Origin of the sequence: Actinomadura sp. GC306 (assembly GCF_004348665.1) — a bacterium.
Taxonomy (GTDB): Bacteria; Actinomycetota; Actinomycetes; order Streptosporangiales; family Streptosporangiaceae; genus Spirillospora.
Window position 1 is genome coordinate 1 of the sequence record NZ_SMKM01000038.1, and the last position, 23,162, is coordinate 23,162.

Annotated in this window: 18 protein-coding genes; 5 read left to right on the forward strand and 13 right to left on the reverse strand. The window is 76.8% G+C overall.

Annotated elements, in window-relative coordinates:
• Positions 1–1,835: Mur ligase family protein (locus E1200_RS08480; RefSeq protein ID WP_131951260.1), on the forward strand; the 1,835-nt coding region annotated here is incomplete at its 5' end.
• Here E1200_RS08480 and E1200_RS08485 read toward each other — a convergent pair.
• The 9 genes from E1200_RS08485 to E1200_RS08520 form a co-directional block, all read right to left on the reverse strand.
• Positions 1,796–2,968 carry a 4-hydroxybenzoate 3-monooxygenase gene (locus E1200_RS08485; protein WP_131951261.1) on the reverse strand — a complete coding sequence of 391 codons (1,173 nt, stop codon included), beginning with the start codon at positions 2,966–2,968 and terminating at the stop codon, positions 1,796–1,798. The genes E1200_RS08480 and E1200_RS08485 overlap by 40 nt on opposite strands.
• Before the next feature lie 51 nt (positions 2,969–3,019).
• On the reverse strand, positions 3,020–3,877 hold the full coding sequence (locus tag E1200_RS08490; RefSeq protein WP_243708418.1) for an IclR family transcriptional regulator: 858 nt from the start codon (positions 3,875–3,877) through the stop codon (positions 3,020–3,022).
• A gap of 26 nt (positions 3,878–3,903) precedes the next feature.
• Positions 3,904–4,299, reverse strand: coding sequence for a 4-carboxymuconolactone decarboxylase (gene pcaC / locus E1200_RS35360; protein WP_347813206.1), 396 nt, complete (start codon positions 4,297–4,299; stop codon positions 3,904–3,906).
• Positions 4,296–5,090 (reverse strand): 3-oxoadipate enol-lactonase, encoded by a 795-nt coding sequence (gene pcaD, locus E1200_RS35365; protein ID WP_347813207.1) that lies wholly within the window; start codon positions 5,088–5,090, stop codon positions 4,296–4,298. Before pcaD ends, pcaC begins: the two co-directional genes overlap by 4 nt.
• Positions 5,087–6,286 carry a 3-carboxy-cis,cis-muconate cycloisomerase gene (gene pcaB / locus E1200_RS08500; RefSeq protein WP_131951262.1) on the reverse strand — a complete coding sequence of 400 codons (1,200 nt, stop codon included), beginning with the start codon at positions 6,284–6,286 and terminating at the stop codon, positions 5,087–5,089. The genes pcaD and pcaB overlap by 4 nt, the downstream gene beginning before the upstream one ends.
• Positions 6,276–6,842, reverse strand: coding sequence for a protocatechuate 3,4-dioxygenase subunit alpha (gene pcaG / locus E1200_RS08505; protein ID WP_131951263.1), 567 nt, complete (start codon positions 6,840–6,842; stop codon positions 6,276–6,278). Before pcaG ends, pcaB begins: the two co-directional genes overlap by 11 nt.
• Positions 6,842–7,507 carry a protocatechuate 3,4-dioxygenase subunit beta gene (gene pcaH / locus E1200_RS08510; protein ID WP_131951264.1) on the reverse strand — a complete coding sequence of 222 codons (666 nt, stop codon included), beginning with the start codon at positions 7,505–7,507 and terminating at the stop codon, positions 6,842–6,844. The genes pcaG and pcaH overlap by 1 nt, the downstream gene beginning before the upstream one ends.
• Positions 7,508–7,694: 187 nt before the next feature.
• On the reverse strand, positions 7,695–8,666 hold the full coding sequence (locus E1200_RS08515; RefSeq protein WP_131951265.1) for a sigma-70 family RNA polymerase sigma factor: 972 nt from the start codon (positions 8,664–8,666) through the stop codon (positions 7,695–7,697).
• A 178-nt stretch (positions 8,667–8,844) separates the two neighbouring features.
• Complete coding sequence (locus E1200_RS08520; protein WP_165950249.1) at positions 8,845–13,278, reverse strand: tetratricopeptide repeat protein; 4,434 nt, start codon at positions 13,276–13,278, stop codon at positions 8,845–8,847.
• A gap of 216 nt (positions 13,279–13,494) precedes the next feature.
• Here E1200_RS08520 and E1200_RS08525 point away from each other — a divergent pair, with 216 nt between their 5' ends.
• Positions 13,495–17,247 carry a helix-turn-helix domain-containing protein gene (locus E1200_RS08525; protein WP_131951267.1) on the forward strand — a complete coding sequence of 1,251 codons (3,753 nt, stop codon included), beginning with the start codon at positions 13,495–13,497 and terminating at the stop codon, positions 17,245–17,247.
• A 43-nt stretch (positions 17,248–17,290) separates the two neighbouring features.
• On the opposite strand, the gene E1200_RS08530 is transcribed toward E1200_RS08525, so the two are convergent.
• The gene (locus tag E1200_RS08530) at positions 17,291–17,788 is read right to left on the reverse strand and encodes an XdhC family protein (RefSeq protein WP_131951268.1); all 498 of its coding nucleotides are present in this window, start codon (positions 17,786–17,788) and stop codon (positions 17,291–17,293) included.
• 146 nt (positions 17,789–17,934) lie between these two features.
• Here E1200_RS08530 and E1200_RS08535 point away from each other — a divergent pair, with 146 nt between their 5' ends.
• Positions 17,935–18,489 carry a universal stress protein gene (locus tag E1200_RS08535; protein WP_165950250.1) on the forward strand — a complete coding sequence of 185 codons (555 nt, stop codon included), beginning with the start codon at positions 17,935–17,937 and terminating at the stop codon, positions 18,487–18,489.
• Between the two features lie 26 nt (positions 18,490–18,515).
• A complete protein-coding gene (locus E1200_RS08540) occupies positions 18,516–19,370 on the forward strand; it encodes a pyridoxal-phosphate dependent enzyme (RefSeq protein ID WP_207933243.1) in 855 nt (284 codons plus the stop codon).
• Between the two features lie 49 nt (positions 19,371–19,419).
• Here the strand turns inward: E1200_RS08540 and E1200_RS08545 are convergent, their stop codons facing one another.
• The 3 genes from E1200_RS08545 to E1200_RS08555 all read right to left on the reverse strand — a co-directional run bounded on the left by E1200_RS08545 (position 19,420) and on the right by E1200_RS08555 (position 22,189).
• On the reverse strand, positions 19,420–20,493 hold the full coding sequence (locus tag E1200_RS08545) for an acyl-CoA dehydrogenase family protein (protein ID WP_131951271.1): 1,074 nt from the start codon (positions 20,491–20,493) through the stop codon (positions 19,420–19,422).
• On the reverse strand, positions 20,490–21,683 hold the full coding sequence (locus tag E1200_RS08550) for an acyl-CoA dehydrogenase family protein (RefSeq protein WP_131951272.1): 1,194 nt from the start codon (positions 21,681–21,683) through the stop codon (positions 20,490–20,492). The genes E1200_RS08545 and E1200_RS08550 overlap by 4 nt, the downstream gene beginning before the upstream one ends.
• A 101-nt stretch (positions 21,684–21,784) precedes the next feature.
• Positions 21,785–22,189, reverse strand: coding sequence for a nuclear transport factor 2 family protein (locus E1200_RS08555; RefSeq protein ID WP_131951273.1), 405 nt, complete (start codon positions 22,187–22,189; stop codon positions 21,785–21,787).
• 160 nt (positions 22,190–22,349) lie between these two features.
• Here E1200_RS08555 and E1200_RS08560 point away from each other — a divergent pair, with 160 nt between their 5' ends.
• A complete protein-coding gene (locus E1200_RS08560) occupies positions 22,350–23,144 on the forward strand; it encodes an SDR family NAD(P)-dependent oxidoreductase (RefSeq protein ID WP_131951274.1) in 795 nt (264 codons plus the stop codon).
• The last annotated feature ends 18 nt before the right edge of the window (positions 23,145–23,162 follow it).

The window sequence follows — 23,162 nt, forward strand, 5'->3', positions numbered from 1 at the left end:
GTGCGGGGGCCGGTGCCGGGGACGGGGTCATCGTCGAGTCCTACATCCCCGGCAAGGACTACCGGGTCCTGGTGGTCGGCGGCCGGGTCTCGGCGGCGGCCGAGCTGACCGCCGCCTGCGTCACCGGCGACGGCGCCGCCACGGTCGCCGCGCTGGTGGAGCGGGTCAACGCCGACCCCGCCCGCGGCACGGGCCACGACCGGCCGCTGACCCGGCTGGCGCTCGGCCCGGCGGAACTGGCGCTCCTCGCCGGGCAGGGGCACGGCCCGGAGACGGTCCCGGACGCCGGGGAGCGGGTGTGGCTGCGCCGCAACGCGAACCTGTCCACCGGCGGCACGAGCCGCGACGTGACCGGCGAGATGCACCCGGACGTCGCGGCCATGTGCGTGCGGGCGGCCGCCGCCGCCGGGATGGACGTGTGCGGCATCGACCTGCGGCTGCCCGGCATCGGCTCCCCGCCGCCCGCCGAGCCCGGCGCCGCCGGGATCCTGGAGGTCAACGCCGCCCCCGGCCTGCGGATGCACCTCGCCCCGCACGAGGGCGCCGCCCGCGACGTCGCCGGCGACGTCATCGACCTGATGTACCCCGCCGGGACGCCGTCGCGGGTGCCGGTCGTGTCGGTGACCGGCACCAACGGCAAGACCACCACGGTCCGGATGATCGCGCGGATGCTGGAGCTGGACGGCCGGCGGACCGGCATGACCAGCACCGAGGGCGTGTACGTCGGGGGCCGGCTCGTCCACCTGTCGGACGCGTCCGGGCCGCGCTCGGCGGAGATGGTGCTGGGCGACCGCTCGGTGGAGGCCGCGGTGCTGGAGACCGCGCGGGGCGGGATCGTGCGCCGCGGCCTCGGCTACGAGCGCGCCGACGTCGCGGTCGTCACCAACATCACCCGCGACCACCTCGGCGTCGACGACACCGAGGACCTCGACGACCTCACCGGCATCAAGGCCCTGGTCGCCGAGGAGATCCGGCGCGGCGGGGACCTCGTCCTCAACGCCGCGGACCCGGCGGCCGCGGGCCTGGCGCGGCGGCAGGCGGTCCGGGACCGCGCGCCGGTGCTGCGCTACTTCGCCCTGGACCCGGGCGAGCCCGTCCTCGCCGGGCACCTGCGGGAGGGCGGCACCGGGTACTGCGTCGACGGCGGCTGGCTGACCGAGGCGCACGGCGGCCGCCGCACCCGGATCCTGCCCGCCGCCGACGTGGCGGGCTCGTTCGGCGGGCACGCCGCCCATGTCGTGGCCAACGCGCTCGCCGCGGCGGCCGCCGCCCGCGCGCTCGGCGTCCCGGTGGAGACGGTGGCCCGCGCGCTGCGCACGTTCGACCCGCACGCGCACAACCCCGGCCGGGGCTGCGTGTACCGGATCGGCGGCACCCCCGTCCTGGTCGACTACGCGCACAACCCGGCGGCGGTCGCGGCGGTGGGGGAGCTCGTCGAGCGGCGCTGGGGCACCGGCGGCGTCGCCGCGGTCACCCTGCCGGGCGACCGGTCCGACGAGCTGGTGGCCGAGACCGCGCGGGCGCTCGCCCGGACGTTCGGCCGCGTCGTCGTCTACGAGGACGAGGACCTGCGCGGCCGCCGCTCCGGCGAGATGACCCGGCTGATCGCCGAGGGGCTGCGGGAGGGCCGCCCGGACGTCCGCCACCATCCCGCGGGCGACCTGAAGGGCGCGGTGACCTCGGCGCTGGACATGGCCGGGCCCGGCGAGCCGGTCCTGCTGCTGTACGAGAAGCTGCAGCCGGTCGCCGAGCTGCTCGACACGCTCGGCGCCCGCCCGGAGGAGGCGGCCGGCGGTCAGTCCCCGGAGGGCCAGGTGACGGGCAGCCCGACGTAGTTCTCCGCGAGCGACGCCGAGGCCGCCTCGGACGCGACCACGTAGTCCAGGTGGGCGCGCTGCAGCCGCCGCTCGAAGTCGCCCGCGGCGGGGTCGGTGTGCAGCAGGTGCGTCATCCAGTACGAGAAGTGCTCGGCGCGCCACACCCGCCGCAGGACCGCGTCGGAGTAGCCGTCCAGCAGCGTCTCCGACCCGGAGGCGTACCGCTCGGCCAGCGCCCGCGCCAGCACGATGACGTCCGACACCGCGAGGTTGAGGCCCTTCGCGCCGGTCGGCGGGACGATGTGCCCCGCGTCCCCGGCGAGGAACAGCCGGTCGTGGCGCATCGGCTCGGTCACGAAGCTGCGCATCGGCGTGATCGACCGGTCGGTGATCGGGCCCTCGTGCAGCTCCCAGCCGTCGTCGGTGGCGAAGCGGGCCGCCAGCTCGTCCCAGATGCGGGCGTCGGACCAGGCGCCGAGGTCCTCGTCCGGCGGCACCTGCAGGTACATGCGGCTGACCTTGGGCGAGCGCAGGCTGTGCAGCGCGAAGCCCCGGTCGTGGTGGGCGTAGATCAGCTCGTCGCTGGACGGGGCGACGTCGGCGAGGATGCCGAGCCACGCGAACGGGTACTCGCGGGAGAACGTCCGCCCCCCGGGCACCGCCGGGCGGCAGACGCCGTGGAACCCGTCGCAGCCCGCGACGTAGTCGCATTCGAGCGTGCGGGTCTCGCCGCCGCTGCGGTACGTCACGCTCGCCGCGGCCGGGTCCACCGCCAGCACCTCGGTCTCGAACCGCAGGTCGCCGCCGTCCGCGAGCCGCTTGGCGACCAGGTCCTTGACGATCTCGGTCTGCGCGTACACGGTCACCGTCCGCCCGGTGAGGTCGGTCAGCGGGATGCGGTGCCCGGCGCCGCCGAACCGCAGCTCCACGCCGTGGTGGACGAGCCCCACCCGGTCGAGCCGCTCCCCGGCGCCGCTTTCGCGCAGCACGTCGGTCGTGCCCTGCTCCAGCACCCCGGCGCGCTGCCGGTGCTCGACGTAGTCGCGGTCCCGGCTCTCCAGCACGACCGACTCGATGCCCTGCAGGTGCAGCAGGTGGGACAGCAGCAGCCCCGCGGGGCCGGCGCCGATGACGGCGACCTGGGTACGCATCCGGTCTCCTCCTCGTCGGGCGGCCCGCGCTCGTCGTGCGCCGCCTCGGATCTACGCGCCGGCGCTCCGCCCGGCGGGGAACATGTCGGCGTGGCCGTGCCAGTGCGCGGCGACGTCGCGGGACAGGGCCCGCGCCGCCGTCAGCAGCGGCGGCAGCAGCCGCCGCAGGTCGGCGCCGCGCGTCCCGGACACCAGCGACAGCGCGGCGACCACCTCCCCCGCCGCGTCCCGCACCGGGACGCCGGCCGACGACGCGCCGAGCGTCATCTCGTCGCGGGTCAGCGCGTAGCCGTCGCGGCGGACCCGCTCGACGCAGCGGCGCAGCTCGGCCGGGTCGGTGATGGTGCGGACCGCGTGCCGGGCCAGCTCACCGGCGAGGACCTCCTCGCGGACCGCGGGCGGCGCGTACGCCAGCAGCACCTGCCCGACGCCGGTGGTGTGCAGCGGCAGCATCCCGCCGACCTGCGTCAGGACCGGCACCGACCGGCGCCCCCGCAGCCGCTCGACGATCAACGCGTGGCCGTCGCGCAGCACGCCGAGCTGCACGTTGTCGTGCGTCGCCTCGTACAGGTCCTCCATGTGCGGCAGCGCCAGCTCCCGCAGGCCCATGACGGCGGGGGCCTGGCTGCCGATGCGCCACAGCCGCGTCCCGATGCGGTAGGTGCCGTCGGGGACGCGCTCCAGGAACCCGCCGCCGGCCAGCTCCCCCACGAGGCGGTGGCCGGTCGCGAGCGGCAGGCCGGCGCGGCGGCAGATCTCGCTGAGGGTGAGGCGGACGCCGCCCTGCGCGAACGCGTTCAGGATGGCCATCACCTTGCCCGCGACGCTGACCGGCCGCGCGACCTGCGGCCCGCCTCCTTCGGCGGTGCCGCCCGTCGCGGGGCCGCCGCCCACCGTGTCCCGTCCCACGTGGTCCCTCCGCCGGGCTCGCGCCGTCACTCCCGCCGCTCGGCGAGCACCCGCTGGGCGACGGCGAACGCCGAGTTCGCGGCGGGCACTCCACAATAGATCGCCGTCTGCAGGAGCACCTCCTTGATCTCGTCGGGCGTCAGCCCGTTGCGGAGCGCGGCCCGCACGTGCATCGCCAGCTCCTCCAGGTGGCCGCCGGCGACCAGGGCGGTCAGCGTGACGCAGCTGCGGGTCCTGCGGTCCAGGCCGGGGCGGTTCCAGATCTCGTCCCACGCGTAGCGGGTGATCATGTCCTGGAAGTCCTCGGTGAAGCCGTCCTTGCGGGCCTCGGCGCGGTCGACGTGCGCGTCGCCGAGGACCTCGCGGCGCGTCGCCATGCCCCGCGCGTGCCGTTCCGCGCCGGTGCGGTGCCCCTCCCTCATCGGGCCGCTCCCTTCCATGTGGCGTCGAGATGGGCGGTGATCGCCTCGGTGACCGGGCCGGGCCGCTCGGCGCCCGCGAGGTGCGCGGCCCCGTCGATGACGGTGAGGCGGGCGCCGGGGATGCCGGCGGCCAGCCGGTCGGCGTGGCCGGCGGGCGGGGTCGGCCCGTCCTGCGCCCCGGCGATCACCAGGGTCGGCGCGGCGACCTCCCCGAGGCGGCCGGTGGCGTCGAACCGCGCGAGCGCCTCGCAGCAGCCCGCGTACCCCTCGGGGGAGGTGGCGCGGAGCATCGCGACGTAGGGTTCCGCGCCGGTGAACCCGGGGGTGAACCAGCGTCCGGCCGCCGTGTCCGCCACCGGCCCGACGCCCTCCCGGCGGACGAGCGCGGCCCGCTCGTGCCACGGCCCCGGATCGCCGAAGCGCGGGGACGTGCAGCACAGCACGAGGCTCGCGACCCGCTCCGGAGCCCGGAGCGCTAGGGCAGTGCCGACGGCGCCGCCCAGAGATACCCCCGCGTACGCGACCCGCTCTTCGCCGAGGTCGTCCAGGAGGCGCAGGACGCCGTCGGCGAGGTCCTCCACGGTGAACGGGCCGGCGGGCGGCGGCGCGCCGCCGTGGCCGGGCAGGTCGAAGCGCAGCGTCCGCCGGCCGCGGTGCAGCGCGGGCAGCTGCGGCAGCCACAGGTCCATGGTCGTGCCGAGGGACGGGCCGAGGACGACGAGCGGCGCGCCGACCGGGCCGTCGAGGCGGTGCTGCGGCGGGGCTCCCGCCGGTACGGGCGCGGCGGTCACGGGCGGCTCCCCCGGTAGGCGTCGAGGGCCCGGTCGACGAGGGCGGCGGCGGCGCCGGCCCCCGGGTCGCCGCCGAGCACGTCCAGCAGGTCGCCGAGATCGGCGCCCATCCGCTCGGGCGAGACCTCCAGGCCGCCGAGCAGCTCGGCGGCCGTCTCGGCGGCGCCGCCGGTGAGCCGCAGGCACTCGCGCAGCGGCTGCCACTCGGCGTGCCACTCCCCCGCCGGCCGCTCGTGCGGCGCGGCCTGCGCGGCCAGCAGGACCTGCACCTGCGCGGGGACCTGCAGCGCGGCCGAGCGGATCAGCGCGGACAGGGCCGGGTTGCGCTTGTGCGGCATGGACGAGGAGCCGCCGCGGCCGGCCCCGGCGGGCTCGGCGGCCTCGCCGACCTCGCTCTGCGCCAGCAGCCACACGTCGGTCGCGATCTTGCCGAGCGCCCCGGCGGTCAGCGCCAGCGCCGCCGCGAGCTCCGCGACCGGGGTGCGGCGGGTATGCCACGGCAGGACGGGAGCCGCCAGCCCCGTCTCCTCGGCGAAGGCCGCGACGAGGTCGAACGCCCGGTCGCCGAACGCGTCGAGCGTCCCGGCGGGGCCGCCGAGCTGCACCGGCAGCGGCACCGCGGCGAGCCGGCCGCGGGCGTCCAGGCAGCCCAGCAGCCAGTTCGCGGCCTTGGCGCCGAACGTCGTCGGCAGCGCCTGGCGGCCCAGTGTGCGGGCGGCCATGGGGGTGTCGCGGTACCGCGCCGCGAGCCCGGCCAGCGCGTCCAGTGCCCGGTCGAGGTGGGCGAGGACGACGCGCCTGGTCCGGGCCGCGACGAGCATGGCGCCGGTGTCGGCGATGTCCTGGCTGGTGGCGCCGTGGTGGACGTGCCGCCCGGCCGGCCCCGCGAGGGCTCGCAGGTCGGCGACGAGCGGCACCACGGGGTTGCCGGAGCCGCGCGCCCGGCGGGCCAGGTCCGCCGGGTCGAAGCGGCCCGCGTCCGCGGCGGCGGCGATCGCGTCGGCCGCGTCTCGCGGAATGATGCCGAGGCGGGCCTGGGCCCTGGCGAGGGCGGCCTCGGCGTCCAGCATCGCCGCGAGGTAGGCGGCGTCGCCCGTCGCGGCCTCGGCCTCGGTCCCCGCGCGGACGGGCGACAGCAGCCCCGTGTCGAGCGGGGGGGCGTCCGGCCGCGCGGGGCCGCGTCCGTCAGAAGCCAAGGAAGACCGTCTCCCCCTCTCCCTGCAGGCGGACGTCGAAGCGGTACCGCCGCTCCCCCTCGCGTGCGGCGACCAGGGTCGCGCGCCGCTCGGCGGGCACGGCGCCGAGCAGCGGGTCGGCGGCGTGCGCGGCCTCGTCCTCGGGGAAGTACAGCCGGGTGAAGACGGGCTTGAGCAGGCCGCGGGCGAAGACCAGGACGGCGATGTAGGGGGCGCCGCCGGCGGCCGCGCCGGGCTTGACGGTGCGGAACCAGTAGGCGCCGTCCGGGTCGGTGCCGCACCGGCCGAACCCGGAGAAGTCGTGGCCGTCCCGGACGATGCCGCCCGGCCGCCGCGGGACCTCACCGTCCTCATCGGCGTGCCAGATCTCCAGCAGCGCGTCGGGGACGGGGTCTCCGGCGCCGTCCAGGACCCGGCCGCGGATCTCGATCGCTCCCGGATGCCAGCCCGGCACGACCTTCGGGCCGGTCTCGTACGGCAGCGCGTACCCGTAGAACGGGCCGACGGTCTGCGACGGGGTGGGGCCGGGCACGCCCTCGTGGGAAGCGGTGGTCATCAGGTCTCCATCGGGGTGTCGCCGAGCACGATGTCCCACTGGTAGCCGAGCGCCCACTCGGGCTTGGTGGTGTCCATGTCGAAGCGGCAGACCAGCTTCTCGCGGTCCCGCTCGTCGGGGATCGACTGGAAGATCGGGTCGTAGGCGAACAGCGGGTCGCCCGGGAAGTACATCTGGGTCACGAGGCGCTGCGTGAACGCGGTGCCGAACACCGAGAAGTGGATGTGCGCGGGCCGCCACGCGTTGTGGTGGTTGCGCCACGGGTACGCGCCCGGCTTGATCGTCACGAAGCGGTAGCGGCCGTCGTCGTCGGTGAGGCACCGCCCGGCGCCGGTGAAGTTCGGGTCGAGCGGCGCGGGGTGCAGGTCGCCGAGGTGCGCGTACCGGCCCGCCGCGTTCGCCTGCCAGACCTCGACCAGCGTGCCGCGCACCGGGCGGCCGTGCGCGTCCAGGACCCGGCCGGTCACGATGATCCGCTCGCCGAGCGGCTCGCCGGGGTGCTGGACGGTGAGGTCATCGTCGCGCCGGCCGAGCTCCTGGTGGCCGAAGACGGGCGAGGTCAGCTCGACGTCGTCCGGGCCGAGCTTGGGCATGATCAGTTCTTGTGCGGGCGCCCGGAGCACGGTGCTCTTGTAGTCCGGGGACAGGTATGGAGGATGCGTCATGCGCCGTTCCCTTCCGCCGCGACGTGCTCGGTCGGCTCTGTCGTGTCGTGCCCGGCCGGGCGCGGGCCGAACGCCGCGCGGCCCCGCGCGGTGCCGCCGCCCACCATGGCAGCACCGGCCGGCGGCGGCACGCCCGGGTTTCCGCTGAGTGGAAGACCGGACGTCTGAGCAGTGCCGTCCGGCCTGCTCAGAGTCGTTCGGCCAGGCCGAACAGCGGGAAGAGGCTCGTGTCGAAGAACGCCGAGACGTGCGCGACGCCGCCCTCGGTCACGTCGAGAACCTGGAGCTGGTAGCCGCGGTGGACCCCCTCCTCGTCGCGCATGTAGAGCCCGAACGCGGGCTGCGCGTTCGCGGACGCCGGGACCATCCGGATGTCGCCCGGGGCGGGGCCGCACTGCGCGAGGATGAGCCGCACGACGGTGTCGGCGCCGACGAACCACTCGGGGAACGGCGGCATCTCCCAGACGACGTCCTCCTTGAACAGCTCGATGAGGCCGGTGATGTCGGCGTTCTCGAACGCCTTCGCGTACCGTTCGAGCAGGTCGCGCTGCGCCGGGTCGGTCGGCTCGGCGAGCGCGTCGCGCGCCGGCGCGTGCTCCGCCAGCTGCGCCCGCGCCCGCTGCAGCGCGCTGTTCACCGCGGCGGTGGAGGTGTCCAGCAGCTCGGCGGCCTCCGCGGCGCGCCACTTCAGGACGTCCCGCAGGATCAGCACGACCCGCTGCTTGGCGGGCAGGTGCTGCAGCGCCGCGACGAACGCGAGCCGGGTGCTCTCCCGGGCGGCGACGATGGTCGCCGGGTCGGCGGCGTCCGCGCCGGTCACGGCGTCGGGGGCGGGTTCCAGCCAGGGCACCTCGGGCGAGGCGACGACGGGCCGCTCGGGCTCGTCGCTCGGCGCGCCGAGCCCGGACGGCATCGGCCGCCGGCCGCGCTGGTCGATCGCCGTCAGGCACACGTTCGTGGCGATGCGGTACAGCCACGTCCGCAGCGAGGAGCGCCCCTCGAAGTCCCCGTAGGAGCGCCAGGCACGCAGGTAGGTCTCCTGCACCAGGTCCTCGGCGTCGTGGATGGAGCCGAGCATCCGGTAGCAGTGCGCCAGCAGCTCCCGCCGGTACGGATCGGCGAGTTCCTGGAAGTCTCGTTCTAGGGTGCTGTTCGCCATCGTGGTCGTCACCTTCGCTGGGCGTCGTCGCTTGCACGGGCGCCGCCGGCGGGCCCCGTCGACCCGACCGTAGGCGCACCCACCGACAGAACACGCCCGGCCGCCAGTCTACGCCCCTGACCAGCGAGATCACCGGGAGGCGGCGGGCCCGGCACCGCCGCCGCGGCCGCCGGGGGCCTCAGGCCGGCAGCGACTCCAGCATCCGGCCGGCCTCCCCGGCGGCCTGCCGGTTGCCGGTCTTCCCGCACACGATGGCCGCCTGCGCCAGGTACTCCCGCGCCTCGTCCGGCCGGGCGAGGCCCAGGTGGATCCGGCCGAGCAGCAGCAGGCTCAGCCCGCGGCCCCACCGGTCGCCGATGTCCGCCTGGATCTCCAGGGCGGACAGGGCGTGCCGGCGGGCCTCCGGATGGCCGCCGCCGTCGGCGTGCGCGCGGGCGATGAGGTCGAGGGTGTCGGCCGCGCCGCGCCGGTCGCCGATCTCGGCGCGAATCTCCAGGGCCTGCCGGCCGTACTCCAGCGCCTTGCCGAGCTCGCCGCGCCGCCGCATGAGGCGCGCCAGCGTCGTCAGGCTGTCGGCCTCCCCGTGCCGGTCGCCGATCTCGCGGCGCAGCGCCAGCGCCCGGGTGACCAGCCCGAGCGCCTCGGCGCAGCGCCCCGCGTAGCGGTGGATGCGGGCGAGCAGGTCGAGGATCTCGCCCTCGCCGTACGGGTCGGCGGCCCCCCGGCGGATCCGCAGCGCCGCCAGCCCCGCGGCGAGGGCGGCCGCCTCGTCCCCGAGGCGCCAGCGGGCGTGCGCGAGGGTGCCGAGGCTGTCGGCCTCGCCGCGGCGGTCGCCGATCTCGCGGTGCAGCGCCAGCGCCCGCTCGGCCAGTTCGGCGGCGAGCTCGTTGCGGCCCAGCCGGCGGTGGTTGCTCGACAGGATGTCGAGGCACTCGGCCTGACCCTGCCGGTCGTCGGTGTCGGTGCGGATGCGCAGCGCGATCCCGGCGTGCCGCAGCCCCTTGCGGTACTGGGACAGGGAGTGGTGGATCCGCGCGAGGGTGGTGTGGGCGGCGCCCTCCGCGTCGAGGTCGCCGATCTCCCGCAGGACGGCGATGGCCTTGCGGGCGTGCTTGACCGCGGCCTTCAGCGCGCCGCGGCGGCGGCACACGTCGGCCAGCATGGTGCGCGTCCGGCCGGCCGAGGCGCGGTCCCCGATGGCCCGCTCGATGCGCAGCGCCTCCTTGAGGGCGCGCTGGGCGGCCGAGTACTGGGCGAGGCGCAGCCGGACGCGGCCGATGGTCTCCAGCGTCTCCGCCTCGCCGTAGCGGTCCCCGGTCGCGCGCTGGATCTCCAGGGCCGCGTTGAGGTGCCGCAGGCCGTCGTCGTGGCCGCCCAGCCGGCTCTCCAGCCGGCCGAGGAGCGTGCGGGCCTCCGCCTCGCCCGTCCGGTCGCCGATCTCCCGCTTGGCCTTCAGGACGGTGCGGGCGGTGCGCAGCGCGCGGGCGTACTCGGCCTGCCTGCGGTCGATGTGCGCGAGGGTGAGCAGGTCGTCGGTCGCGCCGGGCCGGTCGCCGGTCCGCCGGCAGATCTCCAGGGACTCCTCGGCGCACGCGCGGGCCTCGGCGTAGCGGGCGGTCCGCGCGTGGATGCGGGCGAGGATGTAGAGGGAGTGCCCCGCGCCCGCGAGGTCGCCGATCTCCCGCTGCACGGCGAGGGCCTCCTCGGCGCGGTCGCGCGCCTCGTCGTAGCGGCCCTGGTGCCACCGGACGAGCGCGATCGTGGCGATGCTCTCGGCGGCGCCGCGGCGGTCGCCGATCCCGCGGCGGATCCGCAGCGCCGCGGCGGCGTACCCGGCGGCCTCGCCGTAGCGGCCGGTGCGGATGGCGACCCGGGCGAAGACGTCCAGCGTCACGCCCTGGCCGGGCAGGTCGCCGGTCTCGCGCTGGAGCCGCAGCGCCTCCCCGGCGCGGGCGAGCGCCTCCTCGTGGTCGCCCATCCGGCATTGGATCCGGGCGATGGTGGCGAGGCTCTCGCCCTGCCCGATCCGCTCGCCGCCGCCCGCGCCCGCCCGGACGCCGATGGCGAGGGCGGCGCGGGCGTGGGCCAGGGCGTCGCGGTACCGGCCGGCGCCGCGTTCGATCTCGGCGAGGTTGTTCAGCGTCTTGCCGAGGCCGTGGCCGTCCTTCAGCGCGCGCTGCAGGGCGAGCGCCTGCTCGGCGTGCCGGCGGGCCCCGGCGTGCCGGCCGAGGCGCCGCTCCACCACGGCGATGAGGTTCAGGACCGAGGCAACGCCGTGCTCGTCGCCGGTCCGGCGCCGGATGGCCAGGGCGTGCCGCGCGCACCGGATCGCCTCCTCGTAGCGTCCCGCGTCGTGGTGGAAGGCGGCGATCGTGGAGAGCGCCTCGTCCTCGCGGTACAGGTCGCCGATGTCGCGGCTGATCCGCAGCGCCCGGTCGGCCCGGTCGAGCGCGTCGCGGCGGTCGCCGAGGGTCTGCAGCACCCGCGCGTGGCTGATCAGGCTCATCGCCACGCCGGCGAGGTCGCCGATGTCCTCGCGGATGCGCATCGCCTCCTGCGCGCGCAGGAGGGCCTCCCGGAGCCGGCCGCTGCGGCGCAGGGTGCGGGACATGCTGTCGAGGACCTCGCCCTGGCCGCGCAGGTCGCCCAGGCGCACGTGGACGGCGAGGGCCAGCCGCGCGTAGTGCAGGGCGCGGTCGGTCCTGCCGAGGCGCCGCAGGATCCTGGAGATCATCTCCAGGGCGGCGGCCTCGCCGGCGCCGCCGTGCAGTTCGCGGTGGACGCGCAGGGACTCGCGGGCGTGCGCCAGCGCGGTCCGGTAGTGCGCGAGCCGCCAGTGCACCTGCGCCACCTGCTCGTATCCCTGGCCGAGGCCGTGCCGGTCCCCTTCGAGGGTCAGGATCCACAGCGCGTGCTCGCCGTACTCCAGCGCCTCCCGGTAGCGGCAGCGCTGGCGCTCGACGCGGGAGCGGGTGTTCAGCGCCCAGGCGGCCAGCCGGTGGTCGCCGAGGTCGGTGAAGATCTCGTAGGCGGCCCTGGCGTCCTCGGCGGCCTCGGCGTGGTTGCCGCGGTCGCAGTGCACGACGGCCAGCTGGTCGAGCATCCGGGCCTCCCAGTGCCGGTCGCCGGCGGCGCGCGCCGCGGCCAGGCCGAGCCGGTGGACCTCCAGGTTCTCGGCGCCGTGCTTGTCGCGCCGCAGGAGCTGGAACAGCGCGTCGGCGAACTGGTACGCCGGCGCGGGCCCGCCCGGCCCCGCGGCCCGGCGGGCCATCGCCACCACCGCCGCCCGCTCCTCCTCGAACCACTTCAGCGACGCCGCGGCCCTGCGCGGGGACACCGCCGCCGCGCCGGACTCCGGGCCGGCCGCCGACGGCGCGATCGCCGCGGCGGCCTCGCGGACGCGGGTCAGGTACCGGCCCAGCAGCCGCCGGACGGCCGTGTCGGCGGCCGCGCCGTCCTCGCGGGCGAGGCGCTCGGCGGCGTACTCGCTCAGCATCTCGTGCATGCGGTACCGCCCGACCTTGCCGTACTCGACCAGGTGCCGCCGGACGAGCCGGCCCAGCAGCCGCCGGGCCTCCTCGACCGGCACGGCGAGCAGCGCGGCGAGGCTGTCGGCGCCGAAGTCGTAGCCGTGCAGGAGGCCGAGCATCCGGAAGACGCCCTGCTCGCGCGGTTTCAGGCTGTCGTAGGACAGGTCGAACGCGGTGCGCAGGGCGAGCCCGGCGTCGCCGTCGAGAGCGAGGACGTCGAGCCGGCGGCCGCCGGTCAGCTCCTTCACCAGGGACGTCACGGACTCGAAGCGCCCCGAGGCCAGCCCGACCGTCGCGATCCGGATGGCCAGCGGCAGCCGCGCGCACGAGTCGGCGAGGTCGGCGACCGCCTGCGGTTCGCGCTCGCCGCGCCCCCCGCCGAGCAGCCGCGCGGCGAGCTTCCAGGAGTCGGCGATGGTGAGCGGGGCGACCGGCACCGAGAACGCGCCGAAGCGGGCGGCGAGCCCTTCCAGCAGGGCGCGTCCCGTCGCCACGACCAGGCAGCCCTGGCCGCCGGGGACCAGCGGGGCGATCTGCTCGGTGTCGGCCGCGTTGTCGAGGACGACCAGGACGCGGCGGTCGGCGACCAGGGACCGGAACAGCGCGGCGCGGCGCGCCTCGTCCCCGGGGATCTCGGACGCGGCCAGGCCGAGGTCGAGCAGGAGCTGGAACAGCGCCTGCGCGGGCGGCGCCGCGTCCGGGGACAGCCCGTGCAGGTCGAGGAAGACCTGGCAGTCGAAGTAGCGCCCGTTCTGGTGGGCCCAGTGCAGGACGAGCGACGTCTTGCCGACGCCGGCCATGCCGTGGACCTGCACCACGGTCGCCGAGCTCTGCCCCGCGGCCGCGCGGGCGGCGTCCAGCTTCGCCAGCTCCTCCTCCCGCCCGACGAAGTCGCGGGGCGCCGCGGGCAGCTGCCGGACCGGCGGCACGAACCGCTGCGGGGCGAGGTGGACGGTCTTGTCGCGGACGATGTCCCCGCCTACGCGGACGGGTGCGTGGAAGTGGTTCGCGAGCGGGTCTGCTGTCGTGGTCGGGTCTGCTGTCGTGCTCGGCTCTGGAGTTGTGATCGGGTCTGGTGTCATGTCCGGTTCTCGTGACATGGCCGGCCCCCGCCTCCCTGTCATGATGGGTGCTTCAAGCAGACCTTCTGAGCAGGGCGTTCACAACACCTCCTCCAATGCCCGTACAAGGCCGTACACGCCCTGGATCCCGATTCGGGGCCGGACGTATGTCATGTGCCATATACGGCGCGGCCGTCCCGTGTGTGAATCGGGGTGTCGGACGGCATCCGGGTCGCCGTGGGGGTTCAGATGGTGCTGCGCAACCCGTCCAGGAGCGGAGCGGAGGCGCCGGACCCCCGGCGCGTCGTGACGCGGCAGGACTTCGCGCGTGAGCTGACGATGCTGCGCGAGCGCGCCGGGCTGACGGTGCGGGACGTCGCGCGGGAGGCGGGCATCCCGCAGGCGAGCGCGGGCGACTACTTCGCCGGGCGGCACCTCCCGCCGCTGCGGCCGGCGCGGCTCCCGGCGCTGCTGCGCGCGTGCGGGGTGACCGCCGCGGAAGAGGTCGAGGCGTGGCAGGAGGCCCTGCGCAGGGTGCGCCGGACGCCGGGGCGGCGCCCGGCGGTCGTCCCGTACCGGGGGCTCGCCCGGTACGAGACCGAGGACTCCGCGTGGTACTTCGGCCGGGAGGCGCTGACCTCGGTGCTGGCCGGGCGGGTGCGGGCGCTGGAGGGCCGCGGCGCGATCGTGGTCGTCGGGCCGTCCGGCGCCGGGAAGTCGTCGCTGCTGCGCGCCGGGCTGATCCCCGCGCTGCGCGAGGACACCGGGGTCGTCCTCCGCACCGCCGACGAGATCGGCGCCGGCGACGTGGCCGGGCTGTGCGCCGGGGGCGCGGCGGTGGTCGTGGTCGACCAGTTCGAGGACGTCTTCACGGGCCGCTCCGACGCGGAGGCCGACGACCTGGTCACCGCCCTGCTGGAGCTGCCCGCCACCGTGGTGGCGGCGCTGCGGGCCGACTTCTACGGGCGGGCGCTGCGGCACCCGGGGCTGGCCCGCGTGCTGCAGGCCGAGCAGGTCGTGGTCACGCCCATGAACGAGGACGAGCTGCGCCGCGCGATCGTCGCGCCGGCGCAGCGGGCCGGGCTGGAGCTCGAACCGGGGCTGGCGGACCTGCTGCTGCACGAGGTCAGCCCGGGGCCGGACGCCGGGGCGGGCGCCGCGCACGAGACGGGCACGCTGCCGCTGCTGTCGCACGCGCTGCTGTCGACGTGGGAGCGGCGCCGGCACGGGACGCTCACGATCGCCGACTACCGCGACAGCGGCGGCATCGCGGACGCGGTCGCCGCCACCGCGGAGGAGGTCTACCGCGGCCTGGACGAGGACGAGCGCGGCACCGCGCGCCGGCTGTTCCTGCGGCTGGTCCACCTCACCGGCGACACCGGGGTGACGCGGCGCCGGGTCGCCGAGCGCGAGTTCGGGGAGGAGGGGCGCGACGTCCTGGACCGGTTCGTCCGGCAGCGGCTCGTCACCGCCCGCGCCGACGGCGTCGAGATCGCGCACGAGGCGCTGCTGTTCGCCTGGCCCCGGCTGCGCGGCTGGCTGGATGCCGACCGGGCCGGGCTGCGCACGCACCGCCGCGTCACCGAGGGCGCCCTGGCGTGGGAGGAGTCGGGCCGCGACCCCGGCGCGCTCCTGCGCGGCGCGTGGCTGGCGGAGGGCGAGGAACTGGCGGCCGACCCGCGGCGCGGCGGCGGGCTGAATGATTTGGAGCGCCGCTTCCTGGCCGCGTCGGCCGAGCAGCGGGACGCGGAGGCGCGGGCGACGCGGCTGCTGGTGCGGCGCGGCCGGCGGCTGATCGCGGTGCTGTCGGCGGTGTCCCTGGTGACGCTCGGGCTCACCGGGGTCACGCTGCGCCAGCGGCACGCCGCCGACCTGCAGGCCGCGGCGGCCGACGCGCAGCGCGACATCGCGGTGTCCCGGCAGGCCGCGATCGAGTCGGCCGGGCTGCGCGACGAGGACGTGGCGCTCGCGGGCCTGACCGCGCTCGCGGCGTACCGCGTGGCGCCCACGCCGGAGGCGCGGGCCGCCCTGCTGGAGTCCTACGCCGGCCCGGCCGCGACCCGCATCGCCGGGGCGCGCGGGATCCTGCAGGCGGTGGCGGCCGGCGCGGACGGCCGCACCCTCGCCGCCGCGGGCGCCGACCGCGCGGTCCGGCTCTGGGCCGTCGCGGACCGCGGCCGCATCGCGCCGGCCGGGCCGCCGGTGACGGGGCATCCCGACACCGTGTACGGCGTGGCGCTCGGGCCGGACGGCGAGACGCTCGCCAGCGGGGGCGGCGGCGGGACGGTCCTGCTCCGCCGCCCCGGCGAGGCCCCGCGCCCGCTCACCGGCCCGCGCGACACCGTGTACGCGGTGGCGTTCAGCCCGGACGGGCGGACCCTCGTCGCGGCGAGCGCGGACAAGACCGTCCGCGCGTGGGACGTCGCCGACCCGGAGCCGGGCGGCCGCGTGCTGGCCGAGGCGTCCGCCGCCGCGCACAGCGTGGCGTTCGGCCCCGACGGCGGGACGCTCGCCGCGGGCTTCGCCGACGGAAAGGTCCGGCTTGTGGACCTGGAGCGCGGCGAGCCCGCCGGGCGCCCGCTCGAGGCGGGCGGGCTGACCGTCCACGGGGTGGCGTTCAGCCCGGACGGCGGGACGCTCGCGGCGGGCAACGCCGACGGGACCGTCCGGCTGTGGCGGATGGACGGCTCCGCGGCCGTCCCCTCGGGCCGTCCGCTGGAGGCGTCGGAGCAGTGGGTCAACGGGGTGGCGTTCTCCCCGGACGGCCGGTCCCTGGCGGTGGCCAGTTCCGACGGCCGGGTCCGGGTGTGGGACGCCGCCGCCCGGACCGTCACCGCGACACTGCCGCATCCGGGTCCCGTGACGGCGGTGGCGTACCTGCGGCCGGGGTCGCTCGCCACCGCCGCGTCCGACGGCACGGCGCGGATCTGGGACGTCCCCGGGCCGGTCATCGAGGGCCCCGGCAAGGACATCTTCGCCATGTCGCTGAGCCGCGACGGGCGGGTGCTCGCGGTGGCCGGGGCGGACGGCACGGCGCGGCTGTGGTCGGTGGCCGACCCGCGCCGGCCGGCGCCGCTCGGGCCGCTGATCGAGCGGGCGGCCGGGTCCGGCACGGCGTCCGGCGCCGCGGCGCTGAGCCCGGACGCCGGGACGCTCGCGATCGGCACGCGCGGCGGCGAGACGCGGCTGTGGGACGTGCGCTCCCCCGCCCGCCCGGCCGGGCTCCCCGCGCCGCTCACCGGGCCGCGCGAGCTCGTCCAGGGGCTCGCCTTCGCGCCCGGCGGCCGTCTCCTCGCGGTGTCGAGCAACGACCGGAACGTGTACCTGTGGGACGTGAGCGACCCGCGCGAGCCGGTGCGCACCGCCACGCTCACCGGTGCGACCAACTACGCCTACCAGGCCGCGTTCAGCCCGGACGGCCGCACCCTCGCCTACGGCACGGCCGACAGCAAGGTCCACCTCTGGGACGTCACCGACCCGCGTGCCCCGGTACGGCTGGGGCCGCCGCTGGCCGGCCACGAGGGCTATGTGTTCGCCGTGCTCTTCAGCCCGGACGGCCGGACCATGGCCACGGCGGGCGCCGACAACTCGGTCGTCCTGTGGGACGTCCGCGACCGGGCGCGCCCGCGGCCCCTGCCCCGGCGCCTGCACGGCCCCGCGAACTACGTGTACTCGCTGGCCTACGGCCCGGACGGCGTCCTCGCGGCGGCGGCCGGGGACGGGAGCGCCTGGCTGTGGGACACCGCCGACCCGTCCGAGCCGCGCCACCTGGCGACGCTGACGGGCTCCGCCGAGAGCCTCTACATCGACGTCGCCGTCCCGGAGCGGCCGCTCCTCGCCACCGCGGGGGTGGGCCGCGAGGTGCGGCTGTGGACGCTGGACCCGGAGGAGGCCGCCGCGCGGGTCTGCGCCACCGCCGGAACCCCGGTCACCGCGGCGGAGTGGCGGCGCTACCTGCCGTCCGCGTCCTTCGACCCGCCCTGCCGGTGAGGCGGGCCGGTGAAGCGGGGCCGGTGAAGCGGGGCCGGCCCGGCTAGAACTCGAAGCCGCCGGGGCGGCCGTTGCGGTCGGCGATGAGCCCGGCCAGGGTCGCGATCGCGATCTCCGCCGGGGTCCGCGACCCGATGTTGAGGCCGATGGGCCGGCGGACCCGCGCGATGTCCGCGGCGGGGACGCCGAGCTCGGTGAGCGCCGGGATGTGCGGCGCGGGATGGCGGGGGTTGCCCATGACGCCGACCCAGCGGACAGGCTGGGTCAGGACGTCCCGCAGCACCGGGCCGAGCTCGGGCCGGTGGTGGTCGGTGACCACGACGTCGGCCGTCGCGTCGAGGTGCGGCAGGTCGGTGACGCCGCCGCGGTCCTTGTCGGGGTCGACGAGGACGGTGCGGTAGCCGAGGTCGGCGCCGTAGCGCAGCAGGTGCTCGGCGACCCGGCCGGCGAACACCGCGACCAGCGTCCGCTCCGCCGCGTCCGCCGGTGCGTCGCCGTGCGCGACGGCGCAGGACGGGTCGGTCTCGTGCGGTGTTCCCATACCCCGCAGTCTGCCCCGCGCGGACGCGGCCGGTCCAGCGGCCGCACCGGTTGCGGAAAGCCCGATTTCCCCGGCGCGAGACCCTTCCGCGGGGACGGGTATGCCTGCACCCTAGAGTGCACATCCAGGCGGGCTCGGGAGGAACCGTGATCACGAGACCGGAGGGCGGGCCCCGCGTCGTGGTCGGGGTGGACGACTCGGCGGGCGGCCGCGGCGCCCTGTCCTGGGCGATCGGCGCGGCCCGGCTGCGCGGGCTGCCGCTGCTGGTCGCCCACGCCGCGCCGCTGCCGCCGCACGTGTCGGCGGCGGGGCAGCTCGGCTGCGGCGTCACCGACGCGCTGCGCGCGTCCGGCGCCGAGCTCATCGCCCGGGTGCTCGGCGACGTGTGCGGCGGGCCGCCCGAGGGCGTGGAGATGACGGCGCTGGCGCTGGTGGGCGAGCCGGGCGCGGTGCTGGTGCGGCTCGCGGGCGACGACGACATCCTCGTCGTCGGGCACGGGACGCGCGGCCCGTTCTCGCGGCTGCTGCGGCCGTCGGTCCGGCTGCACTGCGCCCGGCGGGCGCGGGCGACGCTCGTCTGCGTGCAGACCCCCTCGTTCGACACGATCCTGGAGCGCCTGGCCGTGGGGGACGAGACGCCCGGTCACGAGACCGGCTCCCGGTTCCGGCGGCTGGGCCGCCGGCTGCGCCACCCGCTGTGACCCCGCTCCCTGTGACCCCGCCCGCCGTGACCCCGCCCGCGGGGACCTCGCCCGTCGTGGAGCTGGCGGACGACCGGGCCGCCCGGCGGGGCGTCCGGCTGTTCCTGAAGCGCGACGACCTGATCCACCCGGAGCTGCCCGGCAACAAGTGGCGCAAGCTCAAGCACAACCTCGGGCCGGCCAGGGAGCACGGGACGGTCCTGACCTTCGGCGGCGCCTACTCCAACCACATCCGCGCCACGGCCGCGGCCGGGAGGATCTTCGGGTTCGCGACCATCGGCGTGATCCGCGGCGAGGAGCACCTCCCGCTGAACGACACCCTCGCCTACGCCGAGCGGATGGGCATGCGGCTGACCTACCTGGACCGCGCCGCCTACCGCCGCAAGCACGAACCCGGCGTCCTCGCCGCTTTGCGCGACCGGTGGGGCGGCTTCTACCTCCTGCCCGAGGGCGGCAGCAACGCGGCGGCCGTCAGGGGGTGCGCGGAACTCGGCGCGGAGGTCCCGGGCTACGACGTGGTCTGCTGCCCGTGCGGCACCGGCGGGACCCTCGCCGGGCTGGCCGCCGGGCTCGCCCCGGGGCAGCGCGCCCTGGGCTTCTCCGTCCTGAAGGGCGGCTTCCTGCCCGCGGAGGTGGAGCGGCTCCAGCGCGAGACGTACGGCGGGCGGCGCGGGGACTGGCGCGTCGAGGACGGCTTCCACTTCGGCGGCTACGCCAGGCGGACCCGCGAGCTGGACGGCTTCATCACCGACTTCGCCGATCGGCACGGCGTCGTCCTGGACCGCGTCTACACGGCGAAGATGATGTTCGGCGTGCTCGCCCTGGCCGAGCGGGGCGCGTTTCCGGAGGGCGCACGCGTCCTGGCCGTCATCACCGGGTGACCGGGCGAGCCCCGCATGCGCGCGGGGGCCCGCCCGGACGCCGGTCCGGTCAGGCCGGGGGCAGGTCGACCAGGGCGGCCAGGGCGGCGCGGTGGTGGCCCGGGGTGCCGAGGGCGATGGAGTCGGCCTTGGCGCGCTTGAGGTACAGGTGCGCCGGGTGCTCCCAGGTGAAGCCGATGCCGCCGTGCATCTGCACGCACTCCTCGGCGGCCTTGACCGCGACGGCCGAGCAGTGCGCCTGCGCGACCGCCGCGGCGACCGCGGCGTCGCCGTCGCCGGCCGCGGCGCACGACGCCGCGTGGCGGGCGACCGCGCGGGCCTGCGTGATGGACGCCCACAGGTCGGCGAGGCGGTGCTTGAGGCCCTGGTACGAGCCGACCGGCCGCCCGAACTGGTAGCGGGTCTTCACGTAGGCGACGGTGTCGTCCAGGCAGCGCTCGGCGAGCCCGAGCTGCTCGGACGCCAGCATCGCGGCGCCGGTCAGGAGCCCCGCCCGGACGGCGTCCGGGCCCTCGGCGACGAGCCGCGCGGGCGCGCCGGAGAACGCGACGTCCGCCAGGCGGCGCGTCATGTCCAGGGAGGTCACGGCGGTGCGGCGGGCGTCGGCGGCGTCCACCGCGTAGAGGCCGCCGTCCGCCGGGACGAGGAACACCCCGGCGGCCATCCCGTCGGCGACGCTGGTGACCTCGCCGGTCACCGTCCCGTCCGCGGCCCGGACGCCGGCCGGGGCCGCGCCGGGCGCGGTGCTGAACGGCACGGCGAGGACCGCGATCTCCTCGGCGGCGGCGAGCCGCGCGAGCAGGTCGCGCTCCCCCGCGGCCAGCAGCGCGGCCGTGGCGGTGATGGCGCTGCTCAGGAACGGCACGGGCGCGGTGAAGCGGCCGAGCTCCTCCATGACGACGGCGGTCTCGCGCCAGGTGGCGCCCGCGCCGCCGAGGTCTTCGGGGACGGGCAGCCCCGCGCAGCCGAGCCGGCCCGCGACCGCGCGCCACAGCTCCGCGTCGTACGGCTCGTCCTTCTCGGTACCGGCGAGCACCGACGTCCAGGGCGCCTTGTCCTCCAGCACCTCGCGGACGCTCGCGCGCAGGTCGTTCTCGATCTCGCTGTACAGCAGGTCGCTCACTTGGGCAGGTCCTTCCACGGCACGTCCTTGTCGACCCGGATCTCTCCGGGAAGGCCGAGGACCCGTTCGGCGATGATGTTGCGCAGGATCTCCGAGGTGCCGCCCTCGATGGAGTTGCCCTTGGCGCGCAGGTAGCGGTAGCCGGGCGAGCGGCGGGTGAAGTCGACCTCGGCGGGCCGGCGCATGGTCCAGTCGTCGTAGCGCAGGCCGTCCTCGCCCAGCATCTCCAGCTCCAGGCCGGACACCCGCTGGTTGAGCTCGGCGAACGCGAGCTTGGCGCCCGAGCCCTCCGGGCCGGGCTGCCCGGCGGTGAGCTGCTGGCGCAGCCGCGCGCCGGTGAGCCGCGCGGCCTCGGTCTCCACCCAGGCCCGCAGCAGGGCCTCGTGCAGGGCGGGGGTGCGCAGCTCGGGGCGGTCGCGCCACAGCCCGGCGACCACGCCGATCATGCCGCTCTCGCGCGGGGCGGCGGCGCCGCCGATGGCGACCCGCTCGTTCATCAGCGTCGTGGTGGACACCTGCCAGCCCTGCCCGACCTCGCCGAGCCGGTGCGCGTCGGGGATCCGCACGTCGGTGAGGAACACCTCGTTGAACTCCGCCTCGCCGGTGATCTGCCGCAGCGGGCGCACCTCGACGCCCGGCGCGGTCATGTCGCAGACGAAGTAGGTCATGCCGCGGTGCTTGGGCACGTCGGGGTCGGTGCGGGTGACGAGGATCGCCCAGCGCGCCTCGTGGGCCATGGACGTCCAGACCTTCTGGCCGTTGACCGTCCAGGCGTCGCCGTCGCGGACGGCGCGGGTGCCGAGCGCGGCGAGGTCGGAGCCGGCGCCGGGCTCGCTGAACAGCTGGCACCACACCTCCTCGCCGGTCCACAGCGGGCGCAGGAAGCGGCGCTTCTGCTCGTCGGTGCCGAACGCGAGGATCGTCGGCGCGGCCATGCCGAGCCCGATGCCGTTGCGCTCGGGGTGGTTGGAGGGCGCGCCGGCCTTGGCGAACGCGCGGTCGACCGCGGGCTGCAGGGCCCGGGCGGCGCCGAGGCCGCCGAGGCCCTCGGGGTAGTGGACCCAGGCGAGCCCGGCGTCGAACCGGGCCCGCAGGAACTCCAGGGGCTCGCCGGCGGCCGGGTCGTGCGCGGCGAGGAACTCGCCCACCCGCCTCTCCAGCTCGGCGGCGTCGGGCGGTGCTGTGCTCACGGGGCGGACCTCCGCAGGGCGAGGGGGCGGCCGGGCCGCCCCATGGACATACCAACCGGTCGGTATGGTCCGTCCAGCCTAGGAACCGCCGGGTCGGCGAGTCAACCGCCCCCCGTCGCGCGGCCGAGGCCGGCGTGGTCGTGGTAGTCGCGGAACTCCACGATGCGCCCGCCGCGCACGCGCAGGACGAAGACGCTGGGCACGACGAAGTCGCGCCCGGTCTCGGTGTTGCGCCCCGCGTACTCGAACTCGGCGATGATCACCTCGGGGTCGGCGGTGTGGTGGACGACGACGTTGCGCGCGGTCATCTCCACCGGCAGCGCCGCCAGGCCCGCGAAGTGCTCGCGCACCGCGTCGCGGCCCTCCAGGCGGGTGGCGGGACGGGCGAACGGGCGCACGACCACCGCGTCCTCGGCGTACAGCCGCGGCAGCGCCTCGGGCCGCCGCGCGGTCACCCCGTCGATGAGCCGCTGGAAGACGGCCCGGGGGCTGGCGAACTCGGACATGTCCCTCCACTACAAGGCACGGCTTGACTTGTCAACCTAGGCCACCGCCGCGGCCGGCCGGGAATCGGGCCCGCCGGTTCCGGCCGGGTGCGGCTGCGCACGGCGTTCCGCCTTGCCGCACGGGGAGCGGGTGTGTGACGTTGGGCGCCATGGTGATGACATGGTGACGCTCGGCGGCCGGACGGCGCTGGTCACGGGCGCCTCGTCCGGTATCGGCGCGGCCGTGGCGGAGGCGCTCGCGCGGTCCGGCGCCCGGGTCGGGCTGGTGGCGCGGCGCAAGGACCGGCTGGAGCAGGTGCTCGCCCGGTGCCGGGAGCACTCCCCGGACTCGGCGATGTGGGCCGCCGACCTCGCGGACCTGGACGGTGTCGCCGGCCTCGCGGCGGAGGTGGAGCGCGCGTTCGGCGCCGTGGACGTGCTGGTGAACAACGCCGGGATGCCGAAGCGCCGCCGCGTCCAGGACCTCGCACCCGCCGACGCCGAGGAGGTGATGCGGCTGAACTACCTGTCGCCGGTGCGGCTCACGCTGGCGCTGCTGCCGGGGATGGTCGCGCGCGGGCACGGCCGGCTGGTGGCGGTGGGCTCGGTCGCGGCGCGGCTGGGGCCGCCGCACGAGGCCGCCTACGCGGCGTCCAAGGCGGCGCTCACCGCGTTCTGGGAGAGCATGGCGGTCGACCTGGACGGCACCGGGGTGCGGGTGCACGTCGTCCAGCCCGCGCTGATCACGGGGACCGAGCTGTTCACGCTGCCCGGCAACGAGGAGCCGCTGAGCGACGTCTCCGAGGGGCGGCCGCCGCAGGAGGTCGCCGAGGCCGTCCTGGACCTGCTGGGCTCGGAGCGGTTCGAGCAGTACGTGCCGGGCTGGTTCCACGAGATGACCGCGGGCAAGGCCGCCGACGTGGACGCGTTCGTCGCCGGGGTCAAGGAGTGGACCAGGGACCGCCTGCGGCCGTGACGCGGGCGGCCGGGCCGC

Bases quoted from the DNA above. Each gene is read 5' to 3' on its own strand.
- E1200_RS08485 (WP_131951261.1), bottom strand. From the start codon at position 2,968: ATGCGTACCCAGGTCGCCGTCATCGGCGCCGGCCCCGCGGGGCTGCTG.
- pcaC (WP_347813206.1), bottom strand. From the start codon at position 4,299: ATGAGGGAGGGGCACCGCACCGGCGCGGAACGGCACGCGCGGGGCATG.
- pcaG (WP_131951263.1), bottom strand. From the start codon at position 6,842: ATGACCACCGCTTCCCACGAGGGCGTGCCCGGCCCCACCCCGTCGCAG.
- pcaH (WP_131951264.1), bottom strand. From the start codon at position 7,507: ATGACGCATCCTCCATACCTGTCCCCGGACTACAAGAGCACCGTGCTC.
- E1200_RS08515 (WP_131951265.1), bottom strand. From the start codon at position 8,666: ATGGCGAACAGCACCCTAGAACGAGACTTCCAGGAACTCGCCGATCCG.
- E1200_RS08520 (WP_165950249.1), bottom strand. From the start codon at position 13,278: ATGACACCAGACCCGATCACAACTCCAGAGCCGAGCACGACAGCAGAC.
- E1200_RS08530 (WP_131951268.1), bottom strand. From the start codon at position 17,788: ATGGGAACACCGCACGAGACCGACCCGTCCTGCGCCGTCGCGCACGGC.
- E1200_RS08555 (WP_131951273.1), bottom strand. From the start codon at position 22,189: ATGTCCGAGTTCGCCAGCCCCCGGGCCGTCTTCCAGCGGCTCATCGAC.
- E1200_RS08560 (WP_131951274.1), top strand. From the start codon at position 22,350: ATGGTGACGCTCGGCGGCCGGACGGCGCTGGTCACGGGCGCCTCGTCC.